General features: G+C 74.5%; 16 protein-coding genes and 1 pseudogene. 10 read left to right on the forward strand and 7 right to left on the reverse strand.

Annotated elements, in window-relative coordinates:
- Positions 1-72: 72 nt before the first annotated feature.
- Both ACZ63E_RS43365 and ACZ63E_RS43370 read right to left on the reverse strand, forming a co-directional pair.
- Positions 73-732, reverse strand: a pseudogene (locus ACZ63E_RS43365) (response regulator); the annotation flags it as partial.
- The gene (locus tag ACZ63E_RS43370) at positions 729-1,889 is read right to left on the reverse strand and encodes a sensor histidine kinase (protein ID WP_465342158.1); all 1,161 of its coding nucleotides are present in this window, start codon (positions 1,887-1,889) and stop codon (positions 729-731) included. The gene ACZ63E_RS43370 and the pseudogene ACZ63E_RS43365, both read right to left, overlap by 4 nt.
- A gap of 206 nt (positions 1,890-2,095) precedes the next feature.
- On the opposite strand from ACZ63E_RS43370, the gene ACZ63E_RS43375 reads away from it, so the two are divergent.
- The 4 genes from ACZ63E_RS43375 (at position 2,096) to glgC (ending at position 7,796) form a co-directional block, all read left to right on the forward strand.
- Positions 2,096-3,598 (forward strand): choice-of-anchor A family protein, encoded by a 1,503-nt coding sequence (locus ACZ63E_RS43375; RefSeq protein WP_465342159.1) that lies wholly within the window; start codon positions 2,096-2,098, stop codon positions 3,596-3,598.
- Positions 3,599-3,803: 205 nt separating this feature from the next.
- Entirely contained in the window at positions 3,804-5,333 is a 1,530-nt protein-coding gene (locus tag ACZ63E_RS43380; RefSeq protein WP_465342160.1) for a hypothetical protein, read from the forward strand.
- Positions 5,334-5,427: 94 nt separating this feature from the next.
- Complete coding sequence (gene glgA / locus ACZ63E_RS43385; protein ID WP_465342161.1) at positions 5,428-6,582, forward strand: glycogen synthase; 1,155 nt, start codon at positions 5,428-5,430, stop codon at positions 6,580-6,582.
- On the forward strand, positions 6,579-7,796 hold the full coding sequence (gene glgC, locus ACZ63E_RS43390; protein ID WP_465342162.1) for a glucose-1-phosphate adenylyltransferase: 1,218 nt from the start codon (positions 6,579-6,581) through the stop codon (positions 7,794-7,796). The genes glgA and glgC overlap by 4 nt, the downstream gene beginning before the upstream one ends.
- A gap of 6 nt (positions 7,797-7,802) precedes the next feature.
- Here glgC and ACZ63E_RS43395 read toward each other — a convergent pair whose 3' ends face one another.
- Positions 7,803-7,931 carry a hypothetical protein gene (locus tag ACZ63E_RS43395; RefSeq protein ID WP_465342163.1) on the reverse strand — a complete coding sequence of 43 codons (129 nt, stop codon included), beginning with the start codon at positions 7,929-7,931 and terminating at the stop codon, positions 7,803-7,805.
- Positions 7,932-8,401: 470 nt separating this feature from the next.
- Here ACZ63E_RS43395 and ACZ63E_RS43400 point away from each other — a divergent pair, with 470 nt between their 5' ends.
- Entirely contained in the window at positions 8,402-9,439 is a 1,038-nt protein-coding gene (locus ACZ63E_RS43400) for an NADPH:quinone reductase (protein WP_465342164.1), read from the forward strand.
- Here ACZ63E_RS43400 and ACZ63E_RS43405 read toward each other — a convergent pair.
- Positions 9,423-10,271 (reverse strand): NAD(P)-dependent oxidoreductase, encoded by an 849-nt coding sequence (locus ACZ63E_RS43405; RefSeq protein ID WP_465342165.1) that lies wholly within the window; start codon positions 10,269-10,271, stop codon positions 9,423-9,425. The two genes, ACZ63E_RS43400 and ACZ63E_RS43405, sit on opposite strands and share 17 nt — an antisense overlap.
- Before the next feature lie 185 nt (positions 10,272-10,456).
- Here ACZ63E_RS43405 and ACZ63E_RS43410 point away from each other — a divergent pair, with 185 nt between their 5' ends.
- The 3 genes from ACZ63E_RS43410 (at position 10,457) to ACZ63E_RS43420 (ending at position 14,476) form a co-directional block, all read left to right on the forward strand.
- The gene (locus ACZ63E_RS43410; protein ID WP_465342166.1) at positions 10,457-10,699 is read left to right on the forward strand and encodes a hypothetical protein; all 243 of its coding nucleotides are present in this window, start codon (positions 10,457-10,459) and stop codon (positions 10,697-10,699) included.
- Positions 10,700-10,805: 106 nt separating this feature from the next.
- On the forward strand, positions 10,806-12,677 hold the full coding sequence (locus ACZ63E_RS43415; protein ID WP_465342167.1) for a serine/threonine-protein kinase: 1,872 nt from the start codon (positions 10,806-10,808) through the stop codon (positions 12,675-12,677).
- Complete coding sequence (locus ACZ63E_RS43420; protein WP_465342168.1) at positions 12,674-14,476, forward strand: serine/threonine-protein kinase; 1,803 nt, start codon at positions 12,674-12,676, stop codon at positions 14,474-14,476. Before ACZ63E_RS43415 ends, ACZ63E_RS43420 begins: the two co-directional genes overlap by 4 nt.
- Before the next feature lie 7 nt (positions 14,477-14,483).
- Here ACZ63E_RS43420 and ACZ63E_RS43425 read toward each other — a convergent pair whose 3' ends face one another.
- The gene (locus tag ACZ63E_RS43425; protein WP_465342169.1) at positions 14,484-15,434 is read right to left on the reverse strand and encodes an alpha/beta hydrolase; all 951 of its coding nucleotides are present in this window, start codon (positions 15,432-15,434) and stop codon (positions 14,484-14,486) included.
- A gap of 103 nt (positions 15,435-15,537) precedes the next feature.
- Between ACZ63E_RS43425 and ACZ63E_RS43430 the strand changes: the two genes are divergently transcribed.
- Positions 15,538-16,551 carry a helix-turn-helix domain-containing protein gene (locus tag ACZ63E_RS43430; RefSeq protein ID WP_465342170.1) on the forward strand — a complete coding sequence of 338 codons (1,014 nt, stop codon included), beginning with the start codon at positions 15,538-15,540 and terminating at the stop codon, positions 16,549-16,551.
- Between the two features lie 23 nt (positions 16,552-16,574).
- Here ACZ63E_RS43430 and ACZ63E_RS43435 read toward each other — a convergent pair whose 3' ends face one another.
- On the reverse strand, positions 16,575-17,543 hold the full coding sequence (locus ACZ63E_RS43435; RefSeq protein ID WP_465342171.1) for a TIGR01777 family oxidoreductase: 969 nt from the start codon (positions 17,541-17,543) through the stop codon (positions 16,575-16,577).
- Between the two features lie 57 nt (positions 17,544-17,600).
- A complete protein-coding gene (locus ACZ63E_RS43440) occupies positions 17,601-18,479 on the reverse strand; it encodes a LysR family transcriptional regulator (protein WP_465342172.1) in 879 nt (292 codons plus the stop codon).
- Positions 18,480-18,592: 113 nt separating this feature from the next.
- Here ACZ63E_RS43440 and ACZ63E_RS43445 point away from each other — a divergent pair, with 113 nt between their 5' ends.
- Entirely contained in the window at positions 18,593-19,804 is a 1,212-nt protein-coding gene (locus ACZ63E_RS43445) for an MFS transporter (RefSeq protein WP_465342173.1), read from the forward strand.
- Positions 19,805-19,817 lie beyond the last annotated feature (13 nt).

The following is a 19,817-nucleotide window of genomic DNA, read 5'->3' on the forward strand; positions in this document are numbered from 1 at the left end:
GAACCGCAGTCCCGGCACCGGATCCGGCACGGGCGCGGGCCGCACCGGCGCGTCGTCGACCGCCGAACAGCGCGGGCTGACGATGCCGTGGTCGAACGCGTAGACCACAGCGGCGGCCCGGTCGCGCAGGCCCAGCTTGGTGAAGATCCGGCCCAGGTGGCTCTTCACCGTCAGCTCGGAGACGACCAGCGCGGCGGCGATCTCGGTGTTGCTCAGGCCGCGGCCGGCCGCGCGCAGCACGTCCAGCTCGCGCGGGGTCAGCAGACCCGGTGGCGGGCCCGCGGACCCGTCGGCGGCCGCGCGGCGGTAGGTCGTGAGCACGCGGGCGGTCACGGCGGCGTCGAGCCAGGCGTCCCCCGCGGCGACCGCGCGCACGGCGCGGATGAGGTCTTCGGCGGGCGAGTCCTTGAGGATGTAGCCGACCGCGCCGGCCCGCAGGGCGCCCGCGAGCAGCTCGTCGTCGTCGAACGTGGTGAGCGCGAGCACCGGCGGCCGAGGACCGGCCCGCCGCAGCCGCCGGGTCGCCTCGATCCCGTCGACGTGCTTCATCCGCAGGTCCATCACGACGACGTCCACCTCGGCGGCGGCGAGCGCCGCGGGGACGTCCGCGCCGTCGCCGCACTCCCCCGCGATGACGAACCCGTCGCGGCGGCGCAGGATCCGCCGCAGCCCGGACCGCACGAGCTCCTGGTCGTCGACGAGCAGGACCCGCACCGGCTCTTCGCCCGTCACGGCGCGACACCCGCGGGCACGCTGACGGCCACCACCCAGTCCGCCCCTTCCGGTCCGGCGCTCAGCCGCGCGCCCAGCTGTCCCGCCCGCGCGGCCATCCCGGTGAGCCCGGACCCGCCCGCGGCCCGCGGCAGGGCCCCGGCCGGGAGCCGGTTGCGGACGGTCAGCCGCGCTTCGCCCGCCTCGACGGCCAGCCGCATCCGCGCGGGCGCGCCGGCGCCGTGCTTGGCGACGTTGGCCAGCGATTCCTGCGCGATGCGGTACAGCCCGAGCCCGGCCAGATCCGGCACCGCGGCCGGGTCGCCGTCCTGCTCGTAGTCCACGGCCAGGCCGGCCGCGCGGGTGCGCTCGACGAGCGCGGTGATGTCACGGGCGTCCGGCAGCGGCCGGGTCGCGGCGGGCGCCTCGGCGAGCAGCCCGACGGTCCGGCGGATGTCGGCCATCGCGGCCCGGCCGACCCGCTCGGCCTCCTCGAGCCCTTCCAGCGCCTCCTCGACGTCCCGGTCCTGGCGGAGGGCGTGCCGGGTGCCGGTCAGGTGCAGCAGCGTGATGCTCAGCGAATGCGCGACGACGTCGTGCACCTCGCGGGCGATCCACTGCCGCTCGGCGAGCACGGCCTGGTCGCGCACGGCGTCCCGCGCCGCGCGCTCGGCGGCCAGCGCCCGCACGTACCAGCGGAGCATGAACCCGGCGGCCAGCCCGAGCAGCACGGCCGCGACGTAGACCGGGAAGCCGACGAGCCCGACGCGAGCCGTGGCGACGCTCAGCAGCACGACGCTCGCGGCGCTCACGGCGAAGGCGAGCACCGGCCGGGCGATCGACGCCGTCTCGGCGGCGAGCACCGCCAGCACGACCGGGGCGAAGTCGGGGACGACGGGGTCGGCCAGCAGGATCGCAACGGCCCCGAGCACGGTGAGCGCCTTGAGCCACGGCGGCGCGATGACCCCGGTGACAGCCCAGCCCAGCGCCGTCACGACCGCCAGCAGCCCGGCGAGCACGGCCGGCAGGGGCGCCCCGCGCTGCACGACCGCGGTGACCGCCAGCACGGTCCCGAAGGCGCTCACCGCGACCGGCACCCACCAGGGCAGCGCGATGCCCGCCCGGTCGAGGCTCGCCTCCATCCGGGCCCGGAGCCCGCTCACCACCCTCGCCCGCACCGGACCAGCCTAGGAAGCCCGCGACGGCGGCGCATCGGACCTCGGGAGGAGAGTCGCGGTCATCCGGATTTCATCGGCCCTGGTCGGTCCATTGTGGCCGCCGGGCGGTCTCCGGCGCGCCACCGATCGGGTGGATCGGCGGGCTACCCGCGTGACCTGGCACTATCGTCCGACCCGCAGAGTCCACAGTGGACCAGGGAGGTTCCGTGCGCGTGACCCATGCCGCACTGGCGGCGCTGGCGGCCTGCGGGCTCGTGGTGCTTTCGGTGCCGTTCGTGCGGTCCGCGCAGGCCGACCCGCTGCCCGGTGGCCTCGGGCCGTGCGTGCCGGGCACCTGCCCCGGGACCTATCCGCCGGTCGGGAACGGCGCGTTCGCCGGGCGCGACAACGGCATCAACGTCTTCGTCGGCGGCAGCATGCGCGTCACCGGCAGCGCCGCCGAGGCCGAGGGGCGGGTGATCGTCGGCGGGAACTTCACGCTGCGGAAGACCGCCGGCTCCTCGATCTACAACGTCGGGGTCGCCGGGGTCGGCTCCCGCGTGCCGCCGCCGGACGGCGCCGACTACCTGGCCGTCGGCGGGGACCTGACCGTCGCCGAACGCCAGCGGCTCGACGCCGTCGGCGACTCGGCCGGCGGGGTGGTCCGCCACGCCGGGACGGTCACCGGCACCGTGATCGGCGAGCTCGTCCACGACCCGGCGGCGATGAAGCCGTACGCGGGGCTGCGGGCCGAGCTCACGGCCGCCAGCGAGTGTTACGCGGCCGCCGCCGCCACCGGGACCGTGCAGAACCAGAACTACCGGACGCTCTTCACCGGCGACGGCAAGTCCGCGCTGCAGGTCTTCACCGTCACCCAGGACATCGCCGCGCCCGGCGGCGGCGCGCAGGGCATCGAGTTCACCGGCATCCCCGAGGGCGCGACGGTGCTGGTCAACCTCACCGGCGCGGTCCGGACGATCAACACTTACAGCGGCACCCTCGACGACCGCGACCCGCTCAACCGGCTGCGCCCCCGCCTGCTGTGGAACTTCCCGGCGGCGACGGCGGTCCACCTCACCGGCAGCGGCATGTTCCAGGGCAGCGTGCTGGCGGGCAACCCGGCCGGCACCACGACGGTCACCCTGCCCGGCACCAACGGCCGCTTCTTCACCGCGGGCGACCTGGTCCACGGCTCGAGCGCCGGCCAGGGCAGCGGGCAGGAGTTCCACGCGTACCCGTTCACCGGCGACCTGCCCTCGTGCGGCAAGCCGGAGCCCACCACGACGACCAGCACAACCCCGACAACGACGACCACGACCGGCACCACGACGCCGACGAGCACCACCGAGCCGACCACGAGCACCACCACGGCGACCACCACCCCCACCGGCACGACCGAGCCCACCGGGACCACGGAACCGACGACCACCACGGAACCCACCACCACCACCGAGCCGACCGGCACCACGCAGACCTCGACCAGCACCAGCACGACCACACCGACGAGCCCGGCCACCTCGACCGCGACGAGCACCAGCACCAGCACGGCCACCAGCACCGCCACGTCGTCGACCTCGGCCGTCCCGCCGCCCGTGCCGACCACGCCCGGCGGCACCGGCAGCCTGCCGGACACCGGCGTCGACGTCGGCCCGGTCCTCGGCCTCGGCGCCCTGCTGCTCACCGGTGGCGCCGCGCTGGTGCTCCTCACGATCCGCCGCCGGACCCGCTGACCGTTCCGTCCCGCGTGTCCACAAGGGACCCCGGCCACACTGCGGGACCACGCGGGGCGTGACACCATCGGGTGAGACCGGACGGGAACGGCGGACGTGACACGGGTGTAGCACCCCGGTAATCCGCCGCCCCTACGGTCCTCGGGTCATGGTGATCGGGCAGAGGGCGGATCCCGCGCCGATGGCGCATCCGCAAGGTGAAAAGGTGCTTGCGGAAACTCAAACGGAACAGACGGCGACGACCACGCGCGGCCGGTGGTGGCTGCCCGTCTTCGGGGCGGTGCTGGGCGCCGTAGCCTTCCTGCTGGTGCGGGGCAGCCTCACCGACGACAGCTACATCACCCTCGCCTACGCGAAGAACCTCGCGGTGCACGGCGAATGGGGCATCATCCCCGGCTCGCCCGCGAACTCCGCGACGTCGCCGCTGAACGTCCTGCTCCTCGGCGCGCTGACCCTGGTGACACGGATCGCCGGCGGCCCGCACCCGGTGGTGGCGCTCGGGATCCTCACCGTGCTGTGCGGCGGCGCGCTCGGCTGGGCGTGGCAGCGCGCGGGCCGCGTGCTCGCGCTGCCGCCCGCGGCCGGGATGCTCGGGATCGCGCTGGTTGTGCTCAACCCCTTCGTGCTGTCCGCGATCGGCCTCGAAGTGCTGCTCATCCCGGCGGTGCTGCTGGTGCTCACGGTCTGCGCGCTCGAAGGCCGGCCGCGCTGGTTCGGCGTGACCGGCGGGCTCACCGTGCTGACCCGGCTCGACCTCGTCGTGTTCGTGGTGGTGATCGCGGTGAGCGCCCCGGCGATCCGGCGGCGGCTGCTGCCCGTCGTGGCCGCCGCGGTGCTGACCGCCGCGCCGTGGTTCGTCGTCAGCTGGGTCGCGTTCGGCTCGTTCGTGCCCGACACGCTGGTGATCAAGCAGCTGCAGGCGGGGCTGTTCGCGCCGTGGAGCTACAGCACCGGGCCGATGATGTACTACCTCGGCTGGCCGGTCACCGTGCTCGTGTCGTTCGTCCCGGCGCTGGTCGGCGTGGTCGCGCTCGCCGCGTGGGCCGCGGCGCGCTTCGGCGTCCGGTGGCCGGACTTCCCCGCGCTCGGCCCGTTCGCCGCGCTCTGCGGCGGCGGGATCCTGTACTACGTCGCGTATTCGTTCATCGGCGTCGGCCCGTTCCACTGGTACTACGTGGCCCCGGTGACGGCGGCGAGCACGTTCGCCGTCGCCGCCTTCGGGACCTGGTACGCCCAGACCCGGGAGCGGCCGCCGCTGCGGACCGGGCCGCCCGCGGTGGCGCTCGGGCTCACCGGGGTGCTGGTGCTGAGCGGCGCGGCGGTCGACGTCGCGCAGGGTGTGCCGTGGCCGTCGCCGGTGATCTTCGGCAACTGGGCGAGCGCGCGGGACTACGCCCGGGTCGGGACCGAGCTGCGCGCCCGGCTGAACGGCGCGAGCGTGGCCAGCCCCGGCGAGATCGGCACCCTGGCCTACTACTGCGAGTGCGCGATCATCGACGAGTTCTCCGACCGCGGTCAGGCGGTGAAGCTGGTCGAGCAGCGGATCGCGACGGCGAACCCGCTGATGAGCCTCGCGCTGCGGGTGAACTACCACTGGCTGGACACCTCGGTCGCGCCGCGCAAGCCCGAGTACCGGCTGCAGTACGCCACGGGCCCCGCGACCGGACCGGACAGCTGGCAGGTCTCCTCCGCGGCGAAGGGTGTCGGCCACTTCACGCTCACGCGCGAGCCGTGATCTCCGCGCTCAACTGAGCAGTCACGGGAAGTTCACGGGATTTCCCCTGGACGCCAGACTGCGCGGAAGGCGGGGAAGGCCATAGGGTTCGGTCATGAAGGTCGGCCTGCTCACCCGGGAGTACCCGCCGGAGGTCTACGGCGGAGCCGGGGTCCACGTGGAGTTCCTCGCCCGGGAGTTGCGGCCGCTGGTCGATCTCGACGTCCACTGCTGGGGCGCGGACCGGCCCGACGCCACCGGGCACACGGATCCGCACGGGTACCGCCAGCCCGCGTTCACGACCATGGACATCGCCGTGTCGATGGCGAACGCGCTCGAAGGCCACGACCTCGCGCACAGCCACACCTGGTACGCGAACCTGGCCGGGCACCTGGCGAAGCTGACCCACGGCATCCCGCACGTCGTGACCGCGCACTCGCTGGAGCCGCTGCGGCCCTGGAAGGCCGAGCAGCTCGGCGGCGGTTACCGCGTTTCGTCGTGGATCGAGCGCGAGGCCTACGAGAGCGCGGACGCGATCGTCGCGGTCAGCGGCGGGATGCGCCGGGACGTGCTCGCCGCGTACCCGGCGGTGCCGCCCGAGCGGGTGCACGTGATCCACAACGGCATCGACACGACGCTCTACCGCCCCGACCCCGGCACCGAAGCGCTGGTCAAGCACGGCGTCGACCCGAACCGGCCGTACGTGCTGTTCGTCGGCCGGATCACCCGGCAGAAGGGCGTGCCGCACCTGGTGCGCGCGGCGGCGTCGCTCGACCCGGGCATCCAGCTGGTGCTGTGCGCGGGCGGCGCGGACACCCCCGAGCTGGACGCGGAGTTCCGCGGGCTGGTCGCCGAGCTGGAGCAGACGCGCACCGGCGTCCGCTGGATCCCCGAGATGCTGCCGCGGCCCGAGGTCGTGCAGCTGCTCACCCACGCCACCGTGTTCGCCTGCCCGTCGGTCTACGAGCCGCTCGGCATCGTGAACCTGGAGGCGATGGCGTGCGGCACGCCGGTGGTGGCCAGCGACGTCGGCGGCATCCCGGAGGTCGTCGACGACGGCCGGACCGGGCTGCTGGTGCACTACGACGAGCAGGACGCGCGAGCGTTCGAGGCGGGCCTGGCCGCCGCGCTGAACGAGGTGGCGGGCTCCCCGGACCGGGCCGCCGCGATGGGTACCGCCGGCCGCGAGCGCGCGGTCGGCGAGTTCGGCTGGAGGGCGATCGCCGAGCGGACGGTCGCCCTTTACGAGGCGTGCGGGAGGTCGTCGTGAATCTTGGAGCCGACGTGCTGGGGATCGTGCTCGCGGGCGGCGAGGGCAAACGGCTGATGCCGCTGACCGCCGACCGCGCCAAACCGGCGGTGCCGTTCGGGGGTGTGCACCGGCTGGTCGACTTCGTGCTGTCGAACCTGGTGCACGGCGGCATCCGGCGGCTGTGCGTGCTGACGCAGTACAAGTCGCACTCGCTCGACCGGCACATCTCGACGACCTGGCGGCTGTCGTCGCTGACCGGCGAGTACGTCACGCCGGTGCCGGCCCAGCAGCGGCTGGGGCCGCGCTGGTACCAGGGCAGCGCCGACGCGATCCACCAGAGCCTGAACCTGGTCTACGACGAGGATCCCGAGTACATCGCGGTGTTCGGCGCGGACAACATCTACCGGATGGACCCGCGCCAGATGCTCGAGGCGCACGTCGCTTCGGGCGCCGGGGTCACGGTCGCCGGGATCCGGGTGCCGCGGGCGGAGGCGAGCTCGTTCGGCGTCATCCGGACCACCGACGGGCTGATGATCGACGCGTTCATGGAGAAGCCCGACGACCCGCCGGGCCTGCCGGACTCCCCCGAGGAGTCGTACGTGTCGATGGGCAACTACGTCTTCACCACCAAGGTGATGCTGGAGGCGCTGCACGCCGACGCCGAGAACGCGGCGTCGCACCACGACATGGGCCGCGACATCATCCCGGCGCTGGTCAAGTCGGGTGAGGCGGCGGTCTACGACTTCAGCGGCAACGTCGTGCCCGGCGAGACCGAACGCGACCACGGCTACTGGCGCGACGTCGGCACGATCGACAGCTACTACGACGCCCACACCGACCTGATCTCGACCCACCCGATCTTCAACCTCTACAACCGCAAGTGGCCGATCCTCGCCCACCCGGGCCAGCGCGCGGCGGCCAAGTTCGTCGAGGGCGGCTCGGCCAACCAGTCGATCGTCAGCAACGGCTGCATCATCTCGGGCGCGCAGGTCGTCGACTCGGTGCTCTCCCCCGACGTCCTGGTCGAGCAGGGCGCGGTGGTCCAGGGCTCGGTGCTGCTGGACGGCGCCCGCGTCGGCCGCGGCGCGGTCGTGCGGCGGGCGATCCTGGACAAGAACGTCGTGGTCCCGCCCGGGGCGCACATCGGGGTGGACCTGGCCCGCGACCGGGGCCACTACCACGTCAGCGAAGGCGGGATCGTGGTGCTCGGCAAGGGGGAACGGGCGATCTGACGCCGGTCAGCCGCGCGCGGCGGAGATCCGCTCGAGCACCTGGCGCGGGTCGATGCCCCAGCGTTCGGCCAGCTCGGAGATCGAGGCGCCCGCCGCGTGCTCGGCGGCGATCATGCTGTTCACGACTCCCGCCATGCCTCACTCCTCCTCTGCGGCTGCACGTGCACGCGGAATGCTACATGTTCGCTGCGGACGTCGAACAAAGTGCTTCAGGTCGGCGGCGAGCCCGCTCGCGAGGTGGCCTGCGCCGCCGGGACCAGCGCGTACGTCACGGCCGATGGTGATTCAGCGTCCTGTTTTCTCCGGCTCCCCCGGCGGATTCTTCGTAGTGGCCCGCGCGCGCGTGGCGCTGAACACGGCGTCGAAGATCGGCGTCGGTTCCCCGTCGTCGCGCTTCGGCCGCTCGTCCCCCGGACTGCGCTTTTCCTCTCCCACGCGCCCAGTTTCTGCGACGGCGGTCGATTTCGCTCGGGCAGCACGGAAAATCGCCCGGCCGGGGGATCACCCGCGTGGCGCGGTTTTTCCGGTCGCCGGCGGGAAAAAGCACCGCGGATTCAATTCCGGGGGTGGGGAATAACCCCGGGTGGGGCGGGATTGCACCGGACATGAAAGCAGTCGTCTACCGCCGCCACGGCGGGCCCGAAGTGCTGTCGCTGGCGGAGCGTGCCCTCACCGACCCCGGACCCGGCGAGGTCCGCGTCCGCGTCGTCGTGTCCGCGGTCAACCCGACCGACTGGAAGGCCCGGCTCGGCCGCGGCGCGGAGGCCGGGACCGAAACGCCCGACACGGTGCCCAACCAGGACGGCGCGGGCGTCGTCGACGCGGTCGGCCCGGAGGTCACCGGGTTCGCGCCCGGCGACCGCGTGTGGCTGATCCTCGCCGGCACCCACGGGCCGGCGGCCGGGACCGCCCAGGAGTACACCGTGCTCCCGGCGGAGAAGCTGGTGCGCCTGCCCGACGGCGCCGGGTTCGACGAAGGCGCCGGGTTCGGCGTCCCGGCGCTCACCGCGCACCGCGCGCTCACCGTCGCCGAAGACGGGCCGTCCCGGCTCTCCCCCGGCGCGCTCGAGGGCCGGACGGTGCTGGTCAGCGGCGGCGCCGGCGCGGTCGGCAACGCCACGATCCAGCTCGGCCGCTGGGCCGGCGCGACGGTGATCGCGACCGTCAGCAGCGACGAGAAGGCCGCGCTCGCCCGCGCGGCCGGCGCCCAGCACGTGCTGCGCTACCCCGACCCGGAGCTCGCCACCCGGGTCCGCGAGGTCGCGCCCGACGGTGTCGACCTGGTCGTCGAGGTCGCCGTCGGGGTCAACGCCGGGTTGCACACCGAGGTGCTGCGCCCGCGCGGCACGGTCGCGGTGTACGGCGACGACCGCGGCACCGGGACCGCCAGCCTCGACTTCGGGGCGAACCTGTGGCTGAACACGCGGTACCAGTTCCTGGTGCTCTACACGGTCGGCGCGGACAAGCTGCGCGTCGGCGCCGAAGACGTCACCGCGGCCCTGGCCGACGGCGCGCTCCGGCTCGGCGAGGACCGCGGGGTGCCGATCCACCGGTTCGCGCTGGCCGACACCGCCGAGGCCCACATCGCCTCGGAGAAGGGCGTCACCGGGAAGGTGCTGATCGACGTCACCCCGGCGGGGTGACCAGCGCCTGAAGGAGTTCGGCGAGGGTGACGCCGGCGTCGTCGCGGTGCTCGCGCCAGTGGCCGAACAGCTCCTGCGCGGCGGTGAGCAGCGCCGGGGACAGCCCGGAGTCGGCGCAGGCTTCGGCGATCTCGGCCATTTCGCCTTCCCACCGCCAGGCCCGCCGTCCGGCGGAGGTGATCCCGTCGGGCGAGCCGAACGGGGTGTGCGGCAGCACGTCGGCGGCGAGCTCACGCAGCTCGCCGCCGACGCCGTGGCGCTCCGCGAGGGCGTGGGACTGCGCGGCCAGCGCGAAGGTGAGCTTGTTGTAGGAGGCGAAGGCCAGTTTGAGCGCGGATGCCGTGCCGACCGGGCCGTCGAGCACGACGGTCCGGAGGTGGGTGCCGGCGAACAGGCTCGCCAGCCGGGTCGTCGCGGCGGTCGAGCCGGACAGGTAGAGCCGAGTGGTCCCGGCCGATCGCGGCGGCGGCCCGACGATCCCGCCGTCGGCGACGGTGGCCGTCCCGCCGCTCAGGATCTCCTCGACCGCCCGGGCGTGCCGGGGACTGATGGCGTTGGCGTCGAGGTAGAGGCCTCCGAAGCCTTCGACGCTGCGGGCGACGTCAAGTGCGGCGGCGGGCGGGCAGACGCTGAGGAGGACGTCGCAGCTTCGCAGGGCGGCGAGATCGGTGACGTCGGTGAGCCCGGCTTCGTCGGCACGGCGCCGGGTGGCGGGCCCGCGGCCGGCGGAGGCCCAGCGGACCTCGGTGCCGCCGGCGGTGAGGAGAGCGCCGATCGCGGCGCCCATCGCGCCGGGGTGGAGGAGTCCGATGGTGGTCTTCGCGGTGTGCATGAGTCCTTCCTAGCGCGGACCACACGGCGTCGGCATCGCGCGCGCCCGGCCGTCAGCGATCCGCCGACACCGGCAACCCCAGCTTCACCGACAACTCCCCCGCCAAACGCTCACACCTCGCCGCCACCACCTCCTGCCCCACACCGAGCCCGGCCAAGGCGCGGGCCTCCTGGGCGCGGTACCCGATGCGCCGCGCGGTCGTCAGACGAAGAGCGTTCGACCACGCGGTGTGCGAGGACATGGACAGCTACCACAAGCGCGACGCGGCCTGCTACCGCGTGAACCCGGTGCTGGAGCAGTTCAAGGTGCCCTACGAGTACTCGATGCCGTGGACGGTGGTGCACACCGTCGTCGAGAACTGCCAGATGGTGCGCGACCACGGCCGGTGGCAGGTCGTCAAGGACACGGTCACCGACGTCGTGCCCTGACCGGGGAGCGCGGTCCGGCCCGGTGGCGCAGAGCACCGGGCCGGGCTGGGCCGTTCGGCCCCACCGCGGCCACTGGACGCTCTACGATCGCCCGCGGGAGGTGGGCGTGGAGCCGTTGGGTCCGGGGGAACCGGCGCAGGTGGGGCGGTACCGGCTGCTCGCGGCGGTCGGCGAGGGCGGGATGGGCCGGGTGCTGCTCGGGGTCGCCCCCGACGGCCGGCTCGCCGCCGTCAAGCAGGTCCACCGCGGGTTCGCGGGCGACCCCGGGTTCCGCGAGCGGTTCCGCCGGGAGGTCGAGGTCTCCCGGCTGGTCTCCGGCGCCTACACCGCGGCGGTGATGGACGCCGACGCGCACGCGCCCACTCCGTGGCTGGCCTCGGTGTTCGTCGCCGGGCCATCGCTGCAGGAGGCCGTCGACAAGACCGGGCCGCTGCCGCCGGCCGCCGTGCGGCACCTCGCCGCCGGGCTCGCGTCGGCGCTCATCGGCATCCACCGCGCCGGGCTGGTGCACCGGGACCTCAAGCCGGGCAACGTCCTGCTGGCCGACGACGGCCCCCGGGTCATCGACTTCGGCATCGCGCGCGCCGCCGAGGGCGGCGCCGACCTGACCCACACCGGCGTCATCCTCGGCTCGCCCGCGTTCATGTCGCCGGAGCAGGCCGACGGGCGGCCGCTGACCCCGGCGAGCGACGTCTTCTCCCTCGGCGCGCTGCTGCTGCTCGCCGCCACCGGGCACAGCCCGTTCGCCGGCTCCTCGGCGCCGCAGTCGCTCTACAACGTCGTCCACACGCACCCGGACCTGCGGTTCCTCCCGCCCGAGCTGCGCGCCCTCGCCGAACCGTGCCTGGCCAAGGACCCGGCGCGGCGGCCGACGCCCGCGCAGGTCCTCGAGCGGCTCGGTCCCCTGCCGCCGGTCCAGCGCCCGTGGCCGCCCGCCGTGCACGCGTTGATCGCGCGGCACCAGGCCGACGTCGCGGCGGTCGTCACCAAGCCGCCGAAGCTCCGGCGGCGGGGCCGCCGGGCCGTGCTCGCCGCCGCCGCGGCCGTGGTCGTCGCGGCCGGGACGATCACCGCGGTCACGGTGCTGAACGGCGACGACGGCGCGACCGCCGCCCCGGCGAGCACCCCGGCGCCGCCGCCGGTCACGACGAGCACGGCCCCGCCGAACCCGGACCCGCTCGGCCCGGACAAGCTGCGCGGGGTCACCCTGTGCCAGGTGCTGCCGTCGGTGCCCGGGATCGGGAAGCTCACGCCCGAGACCGACGTCCACTTCTTCGAGTGCGGTTACGAGACCGCGCAGCGCCAAGGGCTGGACCTGACCGTCGGCGGCCCGGTGACCGCCGCCGGCGCGGTCTCCGGGGAGCTCGACGGCCTCCCGCTCGCCCTCGACGACAAGGCGGGCCGCTGCACCGCCTCGGTGCCCGTCGCCGACCGGCCCGACACCACCATCAGCGTCGAAGCGACGAAGTTCGCCCAGCCGTGCGACTCCGCGAAGGCAGCCCTCACCGAAACGCTGAAGCGCCTCCGCGCCGGGAGTACGGGTGCGCCCGCGGCGCCGGGCAGCCTGGCCCCGGTCGACCCGTGCGGCCTGGTCGCCACCGCGACCGCGCAGCGGATCGTCGGCCCGGTCACCAAGGTCGAACCCCGCGGGCTGCACGAATGCCACTGGCAGGTCGGCGGTGAAGTCGTCGTGACCCTCGAACGCGGCTTCCGGCCGAAGGAGGCGAAAGACCCGTACTGGGACTCGACCGGCAGCGCCGACCTCGGCGGCGTCACCGCCTACTTCACCACCAAGCGCTTCAACCCCGCGACGGGCACCTGCAGCTTCACCTGGCAGCAGCGCCCGCTCGGGGAAGACACCTCGGAGAACGTCATCGTCGACTACCGCACGTCCGCCAGCAAGCTCACCGACGACGAGATCTGCCGCCAGGCGCGGGAGTTCGCCAAGGCGGTCCGGCCCGGGCTGCCGAAGCCGTGAAGCCGCTGGAGCCGGGGGATGCCCGGCAGGCCGGGAAGTACCGGCTGGTCGCCGCGCTCGGCGAGGGCGGCATGGGCCGCGTCCTGCTCGGCGTCGCCCCGGACGGCCGGCTGGTCGCGCTCAAGCAGGTGCACCCCGAGTTCGCCCACAACGCCCGCTTCCGCAGCCGGTTCAAGCAGGAAGTGCAGGCGTCACAACGGGTTTCCGGCGCCTTCACCGCCGCGGTCATGGACGCCGACCCCGACGCCGAGACCCCGTGGCTCGCTTCGGTGTTCGTCACCGGGCCGTCGCTGAAGGAGGCCGTCGAAGCGACCGGGCCACTGCCGGTCGAGCCGGTCCGCCGGCTCGCCGTCGGGCTCGCCACGGCGTTGATCGAGATCCACCGGGTCGGCCTGATCCACCGCGACCTCAAGCCCGGCAACGTCCTGCTGACCGCGGACGGACCGCGCGTGATCGACTTCGGCATCGCACGCGCCACCGAAGGCGGCTCGGACCTCACCGGCACCGGCGGCATCGTCGGCTCCCCCGCGTTCATGTCGCCCGAGCAGGCCGAAAGCCGCCCGCTCACCCCCGCGAGCGACGTCTTCTCCCTCGGCGGGCTGCTGGTCATGGCCGCGACCGGGCGCGGCCCGTTCACCGGCTCGACGACCGCGCAGATGCTCTACAACGTCGTGCACGCCGTCCCGGACCTGACCGGACTGCCGCCCGAGATCCGCGCGCTCGTCGAACCCTGCCTGGCCAAGGACCCCGCCCGGCGGCCCGCGCCGCAGCGGATCCTCGACTTCCTCGGCCCGGTGGCGCCCGGGACCCGGCCGTGGCCGGAGGCGGTGCACCGGCTGATCGGGACGCAGGAGGCCGCGGTCCGCACCGCGCTGTCGTGGCCGGCGCCCGAGCCGGTGCCGGTGGCCGCGACGCCCCGCCGTCGCCGCTGGCTGCCGGTCGTGACCGCGCTGTCGGCCGTGGCCGCGCTCGCCCTCGGCGGCCTGCTCGCGGTGACGATCACCGCCCGCGACCCGGACCCGCCGACCGCCGGCCGGAACCTCGACCCGACGAGCCTGGAGACGTTGCGGCGCACCGATCCCTGCCGGGTGCTCGACGCCGTGACCGTGCCCTCGGCCGGGAAGCTGCGCGCCGACACCGACTCGCTGTACCTCGGCCGCTGCGACTACCGGACGACGGCCGGCGAGAAGATCTCCGTCCACCTCGGCGACCCGATCTACCTCGAGGGCGGCCGGCCCACCGAGGACCTGGACGGCCGGCTGGTGCTGTTCACCGAGGTCAGCGGCAGCACGTGCGACGCGAGCGTCCAGGTCCCGGCGCACCCGGAGCTGGGTGTGACGGCGCTCGCCGAGACCTGCGGCCTGGCGAAGTCCACGCTCGGCAAGGTCCTCGAGCGCATCCGCGGCGGCACCGAATACACCCTGGCGGCCGGGACCCTGCTCACGCTCGACCCGTGCACGGTCGTCGACAAGACCGTGACGGCGCAGGCGATCGGCCCGGTCCGCGAGGTCAAGCCGACCCGGCTGCGCGAGTGCGACTGGACGGCCCCGACGGCGCTGACGCTGACCTTCGACCAGCAGCCGCTCACCGTGCCCGACACCGGCAGCCCGGTCGACCTCGGCGGGGTCACCGCGACCCGGCTGGCGACCGGCGACGGCTGCGTCGTGAGCTGGAGCCACCGGCCGCTGTCCGCGAGCGAGGCCGAGCACGTCCGGGTCCGCGCGCAGAAGACCGGCGGCGCCTGCGACCAGGCGACGGCGTTCGCCAAGGCGCTCGTGGGCAAGCTGCCCCGGGCGTGACCGCCGCTCAGACCCGCAGGCCCCGGCGCAGCGCGTCGACCTCGTCGGCGAACATCCGGCGCGAGATCTCCGCCGTCTCGACCAGGGCCGACCCGTGGAACGTGCCCGGGTAGTGCCGCAGCTCGACGGCGACGCCCGCGTGCGCGAGGCGTTGCGCGTACTGGATTCCCTCATCGCGCAGCGGGTCGAACTGGCACGTCGTCACGAACGCGGGCGGCAGCCCGGCGAGGTCCGCCGCCCGGGCCGGGGCCGCGTACGGCGAGACGTCGGCACCGCCGGGTTCCGCGCCGAGGTAGCTGGTCCAGCTGTAGACCGCGTTGGGCCGGTTCCACATCGGCGTGTCGGTGTAGGCCTGCATCGACGGGGTGTCCAGGCGGTCGTCCAGCTCCGGGATGCCGAGCAGCTGGAAGCTCAGCGCCGGGCCGCCGCGGTCGCGGGCCAGCAGCGCGACCGCCGCCGACAGGCCGCCGCCCGCGCTTTCGCCGCCCACGCCGAGGCGGGCCGGGTCGATGCCCAGCTCGGCGGCCTTGGCCTCGACCCACTGCAGGGCCGCGTAGCAGTCCTCGACCGGCGCCGGGAACGGGTGCTCGGGCGCGAGCCGGTAGTCGACCGACACGATCACGATGCCCAGCTCGTCGACCAGGCGCAGCAGCGACGCGTGGAACATGTCGAGGTCGCCGACGACGAACCCGCCGCCGTGGATGTAGAGCAGGCCGGGCACGGCGCCGGTGCGGTTCGCCGGGCTGTAGACGCGCACGGGGACCTCAGGCGCGTCGGCCGGACCGGGCACGGACGTGTCCCGGACGTCGATGGGGTTCGCCGGCTCGTAGGCCGGGATGACGTCGCCCAGCTGTGCCATCGAAGAGCGCGCGGCGAGCAGGGAGTCGTAGTCGGACAGGACCACCGCCGGGAGCATGTCCAGCCAGGGCAGCAGCTCGGGATCGATCGCGTAGGTCATGCTCCGATCATCGGCCGCCACCGGCGCCCCGGCCACCGCCACGCGGCGGGCGTTCCCCGCCCGGACCTCGCCATCCGGCGGCGGACGCGCCTATCGTGACGGCATGAAAGGCCTGCTGCTGCGGCTGTCCGGGCTCGACGCCGACGCCGAGAACGCCGTCCGGGTGATCGGGTTCTTCGACCGCCTGATCACCGGGCACGCCGGGCTGGACGCCCTGGTGCGCAGCACGGCCGAGCTCGCCGGCTGCCCGGTCGGGGTGCACGCGCCCGGCCAGGGGATGTCGCTGCGCGCGGACCCGGCCGGCGAGGTCACCACGCCCGGCGCGGCACCGCCGGGCGCCGCCGTCCGCGCGCTCGAAGGCGGGGTGGCGGTGTGGGTGGCGCGCACAGGTGCGCCGGTCCCGCTCGACGACATGCTGCTGGAGCGGTTCGCGATCGCCACGGCGATCCTCCTGGAGCACAACGGTGTTCCGCGGCCCGAGCTCGGCGACCCGGCGCTGGTCGAGCTGGTGCTGTCGGACGACGTCGGCACGGCGGACCGGGCGCGCGCCCTGCACCTGCTGGGGTTCGGCCCGGCGGCCCGGCTGCGGGTGCTGGCGGGCACCGGCGTCGACACGCTCGCGGGCCGCTCGGCGCGGCTGGGCAGCGTCCGGGCGGTGCTGACCGCGGACGCGGTCCCCGGCTCGCTCCCGCCCGGCGCCCGGGCGGGCATCGGACCGGAGCTCCCGGCCCTCGAGGTGGCCCGCTCGTGGACGGCCGCGCGGACGGCGTTGCGGTTCACCTCGGCCTTCGAGCCGGCGGTGTGGTGGGAGCGCCTGGGCAGCCTCGCGGCGGTCGCCGACCGGCTCGGCCCGGCGGAGCTGGCCGACCTGCCCGACGTCCGCGCGCTCGACCGCCTGGCGACCGAAGACACGTTGGCGGCGCTGGACGCGCTGTGCGCGACGGGCTCGGCCCGCAAGGCGGCGGCGCTGCTGCACCGCCACCACAGCACGATGCCCGCCCGGCTGGCCCGCGCGGAAGCCGTGCTGGGGTTCGACGTCGACTCCCCCGCGGGACGGTTCCGGCTGCACCTGGCGTTGCTGCTGCGGCGGGTGCGGGACAACGGCGACCTCGGCTGAGCACCGGAGAGCTCCGACCGTCCTCAGCTGACCGTCCTCAATGGACTCCGTGTCCGGCGCACCAGATCCTCCGCCGCCGAGGCCCAATCCGGGTATGCGAACTCGAACCCCGCCTCCAGCAACCGGCCCGGGACCACCCGCCGGCTCTTCAGCAGCAGCTCCGTGTCGCTGCGCAGCACGAACGCGCCGAGCGCCGCCAGCCACCTCGTCGCGGGCAGTCCGAACGGGACACCCGCCGCCGCTCGCAGCTCGCGCAGGAAGTCCTTGTAGGGCAACGGTTCCGGGGCCGCCAGGTTCACCGGCCCGCTCAGGTCTTCGCGCGCGACGAGCAGGTCGACCGCCCGGACCAGGTCGTCCTCGTGGATCCACGACAGGTACTGGCCGCCGCCCGCGACCGGGCCGCCGAGGCCCAGGCGGGCCAGCCGCAGCAACATCTCGAACGCGCCGCCGGGCTCCGGGCTCATCACCATCGCCGTCCGCAGCGCGACCTTGCGGGTGTGCGGGGTCGCCGCCAGCCGCTGCTCGCGCTCCCACGCCCGGGCGATGTCGACGCTGTAGGCCCAGTAGCCCGGCACGCCCGGCTCCTGGCCGCCGATGACGCCGGTGGTTTCGTCGTTCGGGGCGTCGAAGCGGTGCGCGTAGATCGTGGCCGTGCTCATCTGCAGCCAGACCCGCGGCGGCCGCGCCGCGCGTTCGATCGCGCCGCCGACGACCCGCGCGGAATCGATCCGCGAGTTCCACATGGCCCGCAGGTTCGCCCGGGTGTACCGGCAGTTCACCGACCGGCCGGCCAGGTTGAGCACCACGTCGCAGCCGTCGACCTCGGCGGTCCACGGCCCGGCGCCGCGCCCGTCCCACCGGACGTGCCGCACCCCCGGCTCCGGCGCGGCCTCCCGCCGGGTGAGCACGACGACCTCGTCCCCGCGCGCGGCCAGCACGCGGCTCAGTACCCGGCCGAGATGACCGGTGCCGCCCGGAATCACGATCTTCACGGAAGTCCCCCTCGCCGGTCCGCCCGAAACCCACGGTACCGGAGGAGTTGAACGTGTTCAAATACTCTCGACGAGGTCCAGCAGCGTCCGCAGCGCGCGGCTCGGCGGTTGCGCGGCGGCGGTCACCAGGTTGAGCGGCCAGTCCAGGCCCGCGCCCGCCAGCGGCAGCACCACGACGTCGGGCTCCGCCGGCATCGGCGTGTCCGGGATGACGGCGATCCCCAGCCCGGCGCGGACGTAGCCCGGCACCGTGCGCAGGTCGGCGACCTCGACGGTGACTCGCCGGGTCAGGCCGGCGGCGTCGAAGGCGCGGTCCATGACCACGCGGTTGCCGAACCCCCGCGGCATGTCGATGAACGCCTCGCCGGTGACGTCGGCGAGCCGCAGCGCGCGCTCGCCCGCCAGCCGGTGCGACGCCGGTAGCAGCCCCACGAACGGCCGCGTGTCGAGCCGCAGCACGCTGAGCCCGGGCAGGTCGGCCTCGGGCAGGCCCACCAGCGCGGCGTCGAGGCGGCCCTGGCGGACCTCGTCGGCCAGCCCGGTCGAGCCGGTGATCGACACGGTCACGTGGATGTCCACGAGCGGGTAGCGCCGGTGGAACGCGCCGAGCAGCGCGGGCAGGTCCACCATGCCGATCGAGGTCAGCGTGCCGATCCGGAGGCTGCCGCGCAGCCCTTCCGAGGCCTCCTGGACGGTCGCGCGCGCCCGTTCGAGGGCTTCGATCGCGGCTTTCGCCTCGGGCAGGAACGCCGCGCCGGCCGCCGACAGCGCGACCCGGCGGGTCGACCGGTCGAACAGCCGCGTGCCGAGCTCGGTCTCCAGCGCCCGGACGGCCGCGGACACCGTGGACTGCACCGCGAACAGCCGCTGAGCGGCCCGGGTGAAGCTGAGCTCCTCGGCCACCGCGACGAAGTACTCGAGCTGACGCGTCTCCATGCGGCCAATCTATCGCTCAGACCGATAACTCAGGCCAGGACTTTTCGTTGGACTTGCTGAGTCGGGAGGGTGATCGTGGAGATCGGAAGATCCCCGAACCCCGGAAGGTCCCGATGTCCGTCCTCACCGCCCCGGCCGCCCGCCTGCGTCTCAGCCACGGCCTGGGTTTCCGCGTGGTCGCGGTCGCGTTCACGACGGCGCTCGCGTTCTCCACCGTGCCGACCCCGCTGTACGCGCTCTACCAGCAGCGCGACGGCTTCCCGGCGTTCCTCGTCACCGTGATCTTCGCCGCCTACGCGGTCGGGGTGATGCTGAGCCTCTACCTGGCCGGGCACCTCAGCGACTGGCTGGGCCGCCGCCGGGTCCTGCTCGCCGGGCTGCTGGCCGAGGCGTTCGCGGCGGCGTTGTTCCTGCTCTGGCCGGAGGTGCCCGGCCTGATCGTCGCGCGGCTGGTCAGCGGCGCCGGCATCGGCGTCATCACGGCGACGGCCACCGCGCACCTGTCCGAGCTGCACGCCGTGTCCCGCCCGGGCGCCGGTCTCGGGCGCTCCGGCCTGGTCGCGACCGTGGTGAACGCCGGCGGGCTCGCCCTCGGGCCGCTCGTGGGCGGGCTGTTCGCGCGGTTCGCCGGCCACCCGCTGAGCACGCCCTTCGCCGTGTTCCTGGTCGTGCTGCTGCTGGAGGCGATCGCCGTGAGCCTCGTGCCGGAGACCGTCGAACGCCGCGAGGAGCGGCCGGCGTACCGGCCGCAGCGGCTTTCCCTGCCGCCGGCCGCGCGCCCGGAGTTCACCGGCGCCGCGCTCGGCGCGTTCGCCGCCTTCGCGATCAGCGGCCTGGTCATGGCGCTCGCCCCGGCGCTGCTGGCGCACGAGCTGCACCAGCCGTCCCGCCTGCTCGCCGGGATCGCGCCGTTCACGATGCTCGGCAGCGCCGCGCTCGCCCAGGTCGTGCTGGCCCGGGTCGGCACCCGCCCGCAGCTGCGGGCCGGGTACGTGCTGATGAGCGTCGGCCTGGTGCTGCTGGCGGTCTCCGCGTTCGCGGCCTCGCTGCCGCTGTTCTTCGGCGCGAGCGTGCTCGCCGGCGCCGGGTTCGGCCTGGGCTTCCGGGCGTCGGTCGGCACGGTGGCCGCGCTGGCCGACGACCTGACCCGCGGTGAGGTCCTGGCCGCGCTGTTCCTCGCGGCCTACGCGGGGCTGGTGCTGCCGGTGCTGCTGATCGGCCTCGCGATGCTCGTCGCGCCGGGCGCGGTGGTGCTGGCCGGGTTCGCGGTGCTGGAGCTGGCCCTGCTCGGCTGGTCGGCGCGCCGGACCCTCGGGGCGGGCTGACCCGAACTCCCCG

It is taken from the genome of Amycolatopsis sp. NPDC104819 (genome assembly GCF_055583145.1).